Origin of the sequence: Bradyrhizobium sp. (assembly GCF_035935975.1) — a bacterium.
GTDB lineage: Bacteria > Pseudomonadota > Alphaproteobacteria > Rhizobiales > Xanthobacteraceae > Bradyrhizobium.
In genome coordinates this window covers 44,067-51,825 of the sequence record NZ_DASYWN010000002.1, presented here as the reverse complement: position 1 = coordinate 51,825, position 7,759 = coordinate 44,067, and the positions used below count along the sequence as shown (strand labels likewise).

The 7,759-nt window shown below is 65.3% G+C and carries 7 protein-coding genes; all 7 read right to left on the bottom strand.

Translation table 11 applies throughout. The features are described 5' to 3' along the window. Window positions 1-166: 166 nt before the first annotated feature. Window positions 167-2,038: a bifunctional sugar phosphate isomerase/epimerase/4-hydroxyphenylpyruvate dioxygenase family protein gene (locus VGR99_RS00325; protein ID WP_326896300.1), complete on the bottom strand. Its 1,872-nt coding sequence runs from the start codon at window positions 2,036-2,038 to the stop codon at window positions 167-169. After that, window positions 2,035-3,093: a Gfo/Idh/MocA family oxidoreductase gene (locus VGR99_RS00320; RefSeq protein ID WP_326896299.1), complete on the bottom strand. Its 1,059-nt coding sequence runs from the start codon at window positions 3,091-3,093 to the stop codon at window positions 2,035-2,037. Before VGR99_RS00320 ends, VGR99_RS00325 begins: the two co-directional genes overlap by 4 nt. Continuing rightward, window positions 3,090-3,827: an ABC transporter ATP-binding protein gene (locus VGR99_RS00315; RefSeq protein WP_326896298.1), complete on the bottom strand. Its 738-nt coding sequence runs from the start codon at window positions 3,825-3,827 to the stop codon at window positions 3,090-3,092. The genes VGR99_RS00320 and VGR99_RS00315 overlap by 4 nt, the downstream gene beginning before the upstream one ends. A 10-nt stretch (window positions 3,828-3,837) precedes the next feature. Further along, window positions 3,838-4,581, bottom strand: coding sequence for an ABC transporter ATP-binding protein (locus VGR99_RS00310; RefSeq protein ID WP_326896297.1), 744 nt, complete (start codon window positions 4,579-4,581; stop codon window positions 3,838-3,840). Beyond that, window positions 4,578-5,576 (bottom strand): branched-chain amino acid ABC transporter permease, encoded by a 999-nt coding sequence (locus tag VGR99_RS00305; protein WP_326896296.1) that lies wholly within the window; start codon window positions 5,574-5,576, stop codon window positions 4,578-4,580. Before VGR99_RS00305 ends, VGR99_RS00310 begins: the two co-directional genes overlap by 4 nt. Then, a complete protein-coding gene (locus VGR99_RS00300; RefSeq protein WP_326896295.1) occupies window positions 5,573-6,448 on the bottom strand; it encodes a branched-chain amino acid ABC transporter permease in 876 nt (291 codons plus the stop codon). The genes VGR99_RS00305 and VGR99_RS00300 overlap by 4 nt, the downstream gene beginning before the upstream one ends. 141 nt (window positions 6,449-6,589) lie before the next feature. Beyond that, window positions 6,590-7,720, bottom strand: a complete 1,131-nt coding sequence (locus VGR99_RS00295) for an ABC transporter substrate-binding protein (RefSeq protein WP_326896294.1) — start codon at window positions 7,718-7,720, stop codon at window positions 6,590-6,592. Window positions 7,721-7,759: the final 39 nt, after the last annotated feature.

Sequence of the window (7,759 nt, the reverse complement as noted above, 5' to 3'; positions counted from 1 at the left end):
CAGAAGGAACGCCCCCCTTTTTGCAGGCGACGGTCGCCAAACCGTCCCAGTCCAGTCTCCATGCTGTCCTCCTAGCCAGTCGGACAACACGGAATCAGACATCCTTCCCGTCTTCAACCTCGATGTGTGAATGCCGTAGCCCGCAAGGGGAGAGGGTAAGACAGCGCTACACCCGCGGCATGCTCGCCGGGCGCACTTCGCGGGCTTGCGCGGCGAGCCTGATGCCGGCATTGGCCGCGCCGAATCCCTGATAATTCCTCCGCTCGACGATCTCGAAGAAGAACCGCTCATCGAAAATGTGCGTGTAGACCTGGAAGAATTCGCCGTCGCCCTCGCGGTCGTAGAGGATGTGGTTGGTGCGCAGCTGTGCCATCAGCTCCGGCGCGAGGTCGTATTTGGCTTCAATGTCGTCGTAGTAATTATCAGGGATATCCAGGAAATCCGCGCCGCGCTTGCGCATCTCGGCGACGGTCGCGAAGATGTCGCTGCAGGAGAACGCGACGTGCTGCACGCCTGAGCCGAAGAACTCCGAGATGAAGCGCGCCGGCAGCGTGCGGTTGGCGGAGGAGCCGTTGAGCACGAAGCGGAGGCTCTGGTCGGCGTTGATGATGGCCTGGCTCTGCACGAGGCCTCTGGGATCGGCGATCTCCATCTGCGGCAGGCGGTTCAGATCGAGGATGCCGGTGTAGAACAACAGCCAGGACAGCATCTCGTCATAGGGCATCGACTGCGCGATGTGATCGACGGCGAGCAGCGCGTCGTTGCCGGCATTGCTCGCCACAGGCTCGAAATCGGTGTCCCAGTTCTTGCCGGCCTGGTCGAGGAAATACAGCAGGCTGCCGCCGACGCCGTGGATCGCGGGAATCTCCAGCTCGCCCGGTCCGACCGGCTGGTAGAAGGTGCGCGCCTTCAGCGTCTCGGCGCGCTGCATGGCAAGGCCGGCATTGTCGACGTCGAGCGCGATGGCGCAGACGCCGGGGCCGTGGGTGACGTAGTGCGAATGCGCAAAGCCGTCGGTCTCGCAATTGATGACGAGCTCGACCTTGCCTTGCGACCAGCGTTCCACCGCCTTGCTGCGATGCTTGCCGGTCTTGCGGAAACCGAGCTGTGCGAACAGCCGGGCGAGCTCGCCCGCCTTGGTCTCGTTGACGGCGAACTCGATGAAGCCGGTGCCGCGGCTTTTGGCCTTCGGCGCCAGCGGCTCGCCGGCGAATTTTGGCCAATCCGGCGCGAGCTGGTCCTCCAGCAGGATCAGCGAGCGCAGGCCGTCGACCGCGGTCTGCGCGGCCGAGCCGGCGCGGAACTGGTCGTTGAAGATTTCCAGCGACAGCGGCCCGGCATAACCGGTCGCCGCGATCGCCGTCATGAACTCGCCGACCGGCAGGTCGCCCTGGCCGGGGAAGGAGCGGAAGTGCCGGCTCCACGACAAAATATCGAGCTCGAGCTTCGGTGCGTCGGCAAGCTGCACCAGGAAGATCTTGTCGCCGGGGATCGAGGCCATCGCGCGGACCGGAAAGCCGGGTGCCAGCGCATGAAAGCTGTCGAGGATGACGCCGATAGCGGGATGATCGGCGCGCCGCACGATCTCCCAGGCATCGCGATAGTCGTTGACGTGGCGGCCCCAGGCCAGCGCCTCGTAGCCGACGCGCAAGCCCCGCTTGGCGGCGCGTTCGCCGAGCTCGCGAAAATCGTCGGCGGCGCGGTCGGTGCCGCCGAGCGAGGCCGGCGAGACGTTGGAGCAGATCAGCAGCAGGTCGGTGCCGAGTTCCTGCATCAGGTCGAACTTGCGCTCGGCGCGGGCGAAGTTGCGCGCGCGCTGCGGCTCCGGCATGCCCTCGAAATCGCGGAACGGCTGGAACGCGCAGATCTCGAGCTTGAGGTCCTTGCAGAGCTGCGCCACCTCGCGCGGCCCCGAACCGAACGAGAGCAGATCGTTCTCGAAGATCTCGACGGCATCGAAGCCGGCGGTTGCGATGGCGCGGAGCTTTTCGTCCAGCGCCCCCGAGAGAGAGACGGTCGCGATCGATCGCTTGTTCATGCTGCCTGCTCCATGATGTGGCCCGGCGATATCTTTTGGCTCGTGCGCGCGGCCTCGCTGACGGCTTCGACGACAGCGAGCGTCCCCATCGCATCTTCGACTGAGATGAGTGGTTGTTCACGACCGGCGATTACGGCAAGGAAATGCCGGAGCTGCTCGACCAGCGGATCGAAGGCAGGCGGCGCAACGGTCTGGCGCGACAGTGGCGCGTACCAGCCGGGCTGCTCTGTATAGGACCACAGCTCCATGGTCGGCACCGACAGCGATCCCGCCGTGCCGGAGAAGATGTAGCAGGGCTGATCCTGCTTCGGATACGCAACGTTCTCGCCGGAGGCGAGCTCCCAGCTCCACGGCGCCGGCGTCGCATCCGACACGGTCACCGTTCCCAGCGCGCCATTGCCGAAGCGCAGCAGCAACGCTGCGGTGTCCTCGACGGCAAAGCCGCGCGCCTTGTTCGAGGTCAGCGCCTGCACCTCGGTGATCTCGCCGCAGATGAAGCGGAGGTTGTCGATGTCGTGGATCAGGTTGATCAGCAGCGGCCCGCCGCCCTGCTCACGCCGCCAGGACACCTCGAAATAGTCGTCGGGCTTCTTGAGCAGCCACAGCCCGACCACGGCGGTGAGCTGGCCGAGCCTGCCGTTCGCCACCGCCTCGCGCGCGGCCCTGATGATGGGATTGTGCCGGCGGTGATGACCGACCAGCATCGGCACACCGGTTCGCTTGACCGCGGCGCAAAGGCGCTGCGCATTGGCAACCGTATCGGTCACCGGCTTTTCGATCAGCGCGGGCACGCCCGCCGCCGCGCAGTCGAGCGCCATCGGCAGGTGCAGATTGTTGGGGGAGGCGATGATGAGGCCGTCGGGCTTGTCCTGCGCCAGCAGCACGCGATGGTCGGCATAGCAGGGCACACCGAGCGACTCCGCATAGTCCTTCGCGGCGGGCGAGGGGTCGGCAATGCCTGATAATGCGCAATCCGGCGATGCCGCGATCAATTCGCTATGGCGGCGGCCGATCAGGCCGGCACCGGCAACACCGATGCGCATTCGCGCGCTCATGCCGCGGTCTCCTCCATGGCGCCGCCGAGGAAGAGTTGGCCGATGCGCGGATCGTTCAGGATGCTCTCCGCCTTGTCGACGATGCGGGTCTGGCCGAGCTCGAGCACGATGCCGAAATCGGAGATCTCCAGCGCCGAGCGCGCGTTCTGCTCGATCATCAGGATGGTGACGCCGCGGTCGCGCAGGCTCTTGAGGATATCGAAGGTCTGCTGCACCATCAGCGGCGACAGGCCGATCGAGGGCTCGTCGATCAGCACGAGCTTTGGCTCCAGCAGCAGCGAGCGGGCGATCTCGAGCTGCTTCTGCTCGCCGCCGGAGAGCGTCGAGGCCTGCTGGGTGGATTTGCGGCGCAGCGCCGGGAACAGGTCGAGCGCGGCCTCGATCCGCGTCGGCAGGTCGATGCCCTTGCCGGCGGAAACGCCGCCGAGCTCGATGTTGCTGCGGACTGAGAGCTCGGGAAAGATGTTGCGGCCCTGCGGCACATAGCAGATTCCGGCGTTGAGCAACGCGCGCTGGCTCAGATTGGTGACGTCGCGGCCGGCAAAGCTGATCTTGCCTTCGCGCAGCTTGAGCAGGCCGAAGATCGCCTTGAACACGGTGGACTTGCCGGCACCGTTGGGGCCGATGATGGTGGTGATGGTCGCCGGCGGTACCGAGAACGTGGTGCCGTTCAAAATCGTCATCTTGCCGTAGCCGCCGACGAGATTGTGAACCGAGAGGATCGGGTCGCTCATCGCTTCCTCCTCAATGTCCGAGATAGGCTTCGATCACGGCGGGGTCTTTGCGGACCTCGTCGGGACGCCCCATCGCCAGCACCTTGCCTTCCGCCATCACCATCACGCGCGAGCACAGCGACATCACGAATTCCATGTTGTGCTCGATCACGACGAAGGTCGCGTTCTTCTCGCGGTTGATCGCGACCAGCCGCTCCTTCAGATCCGCCAGCATCGACGGGTTGACGCCACCGGCGGGCTCGTCGAGCAGCACCAGGCGCGGTCCGCCCATGAAGGCCATGGCGGCGTCGAGCAGCTTCTGCTGGCCGTAGGACAGGCCGCCGGCGGGCTCGGCGGCGAGATGATCGAGCTTGAAAAAGCCGATCATCTGGTTGGCGGCATCCGTCAGTCCGGCATCGGAGCGGCCGACCAGGCGCGAGGCCATGTTGCCCTGGTGCTCCTGGCCCGCGAGGATCAGGTTCTCGCGCACCGAGAGTTTCGGGAACACCTGCAGGAGCTGGAAGGTGCGGCTGACGCCGAGCTTGTTGAGCTCGGCGGGGCGCAGGCCCGTGACCACCTGGCCGTCGAGCCTGACCTCGCCGCCAGATGGCGTGAGCTGGCCGAGGATGCAGTTGAACAGCGTGGACTTGCCGCAGCCGTTCGGGCCGATCAGGCCGAGGATCTCGCCCTCGCGGACGTCGAAGGAGACGCCGTTGACCGCGTGGATGCCGCCAAAGCTCTTCTTGATGTCAGTGACCTCGAGGACCGCGCTCATTGCACCGTCTCCAGCCGGGACTTTGCGACGGCACGCAATGCAGATGCCGCCTTGGTTCGCCGCGCCGCCATATAGCGATCGAGGATTCCCAGAATGCCGGTCGGCGACCAGATCAGCAGCAGCATCACCGCGACCGCATAGAGCATCAGATAATAGCCTTCGGTGAAGCGCAGCCATTCCGGCAGCAGCACCGCGATCATCGCGCCGAGGAACGGGCCGAAATAGAAGCCGGCGCCGCCGACGATCACCATCATCAGGAGATCGAGCGAGAGCGACAGGTTGAACGGCACGGGGTCGATATATTGCGTCAGCGGTGCATAGAGCGCGCCGGCGATGCCGCCGAGCGCCGAGCCGATCGCAAAGGCCATCAGCGTGTAGCGCCGCGTGTCGATGCCGAGCGATTGCGCGCGCAGCGGATTCTCGCGCAGCGCCATGAAGGCGCGGCCCCAGGGCGAGCGGATCAGCCACCACACCGCAACCGAGACGATCGCGAGCGAGCCGAGGCAGACATAGTAGAACGGCAGCGGCTTGTTGGTTGCGATCCCGAAGACATGCGGGCGCGGAATGTTGGAGATGCCGTAGATGCCGCCGGTGAGCCAGCTCTCGTTGCGGAACACGAGGAAGGCGAGGGTCGAGAAAGCCAGCGTGACGAAGGCGAGGTAATGGTGCTGCACGCGCAGCGCGGGATAGCCGAGTACCCAGCCGACGCCGAAGCTCAGGACGATCGCAACCACGATCGCGGCCGGCAGCGGCCAGCCATGCGTCGTCATGATCGCAGCCGCATAGGCGCCGATGCCGACGAACGCGCCCTGCGCCAGCGAGACCTGTCCGGCGTAGCCGAGCGTGAGGTTGAGGCCCATTGCGGCGATGGTCATCACCGCCCACTGGCTCAGGATGAACAGGCCGTAGCGGTTGAAGTTCATGGGAACGACGATCAGGCCGGCGATGACGACGAGGCCGAGCGCGATCTTCAGGGGTTTGGCAAAACCGCTCATACCGTGCGCTCCTCGGCGCGGCCGAGCAGTCCCTGCGGCCGGAACAGGATGACGATGATCAGGAAGATCAGCGGCACGGCGGCGCGATATTGCGTCGAGACGTAGGAGGCCGCGAGATTGTCGAGCACGCCGATCAAGAGGCCACCGGCGATGGCGCCACGGACCTGGTTGAAGCCGCCGACGATCGCCGCGATGAAGGCGGCCTGGCCCAGCACCTCGCCGGAGGAGAATTTGGCCAGATAAATCGGCGTGATCAGCAGCGAGGCCAGCGCGACCAGGAAGGCGTTGATCAGGAAGGTCAGCAGGATCATGCGCTCGACCGGCACGCCGATGATGCGCGCGACCGTCGGGTTCTGAGCTGCCGCCTGCATCTGGTGGCCGAGCGAGGTGCGGTTGAGCAGCGTGGTCAGGCCGAAGACGGCAAGGATGGCGACGACGAGCACGCCGATGCTCTGCAGCGAGACGGCGTGGCCGAGGATGGAGATGTCACCGGTCGGCACGATCGAGGGAAAGGGCGAGGCCTCGGCGCTGAAGAACTGCTTCACGGCCTCCTTGATGCCGATGGCGAGCGCCATGGTCGCGATCGCGAGCGGCAGCACGCCGTGGCGCATCATCGGATCGACCAGCAGCATCTTGAAGGCGAGGCCGAGCAGGATCATCGAGAGCAGGATGCCGAGGATGATCGCGAGCCAGAACGGCGCGCCGGCATGCATCGCGGCCAACATCAGGAATGCCGGCAGCATCACGAACTCGCCCTGCGCGAAGTTGATGGTCTGCGAGGTCTGCCACAGCAGCGTGAAGCCGACCGCGACCAGCGCATAGATCGCGCCGGTGGCCAGTCCCGCGACCAGAAGATCGAACAGATTGGACATTTTCCCCTCTTGTGTCTCTCAGCCGCTCTATCGTCTCCCTCGCTCCATCTCTCTTTCTTCTCCCTCTCCCCGCGAAGGGCGGGGAGAGGGAGACGAGAGATCTCTCCCCGCGACGAGCGGGGCGAGGGAGAAGGGCGAAGATCACTTCACCTTCGGCAGCACCTGCTTCACCACCTGCTTGCCTTCGACCACCTCGACCAGAAAACTCTGGCGATCGATGTCGCCGGTCTCGTTGAAGGTGACGTCCATCAGGATGCCCGGCTCGTCCGCGGCCTTGATGGTCAGGCCGTGCAGCGTGTCGGCGAAGGCCTTGGAATCGACCTTGCCCATCTTCTCGGTGGTGGCCTTCACCATGTAGACGGCGAGATAGCCCTTCAGGCCGTTATGGTCGGGGACGTAATTGTACTTCTTGGAGAACTTCTCGCGGAACGCCTTGATCAGATCGACCGGCGCATCGGTGGTGAGGCCGACATGGCCGCGCGCGCCGTTGGCGGCATCGCCGGCGAGCTCGATCACCTTCTGGCCGATCAGCGTGGTCTCGCCCATCAGCGGTGCGTTGACGCCCTGGCGCTTCAGCTCTTTCAGGATGCGCGCGCTCTCTTCTTCATTCAAATACACGAACACGGCGTCGGGATTGGCGGCCTTGATCTTGCCGACGTCGGCGGCGAAATCGGCCTGGCCCGCCTCGGTCGAGAGATCGGCGACCACCTTGGAGCCGAGCCGGTCGAGCTCCTTGACCACGACGTCGCGTCCGCCGCGGCCGAAATCGTTGTTGACCCAGACCACCGCGACCGTCTTCGCCTTCATGTCGTCGTGGATGTATTTCGCGACCTTCGGCATCGAGGACTGCTGGCCGAACGAGGTGCGGAACAGGAACTTGTTGCCGGCCTGCGTCAGCTCGGCGGCTTCGCCGCCCATGATCTGCGCGATGCCGGCTTCGGCCGCGAGCGGCGCGGTGACCTTCACCGAGCCGGAATAGCCGGGCCCGAGCAGCACGTAAGGTTCGGCGTCGAGCGCCTTCTGCACCTGGGCGCGGGCAACGCCGGGATTGGACTGCGAGTCGGCGTGGGTGACTTCGAGCTTGCGGCCGAGCACGCCGCCCTTGGCGTTGATCTCCTCGATCGCGAGGTCGATGCCGTTTTTCCAGTTGGTGCCGACGGTGGCACCGCCGCCCGAGAGCTCGGCGACGTCGGCGAGCTTGATCGCCTGGGCGAAGGCGCCCGTGGTCGTGATTGCGGTGAGCAGCGCGCCCACCAGTAGCGTTGATTTCATCGTCCTCTCCTCCCGTTTCAATTTTGCAAGCGGCCTTGT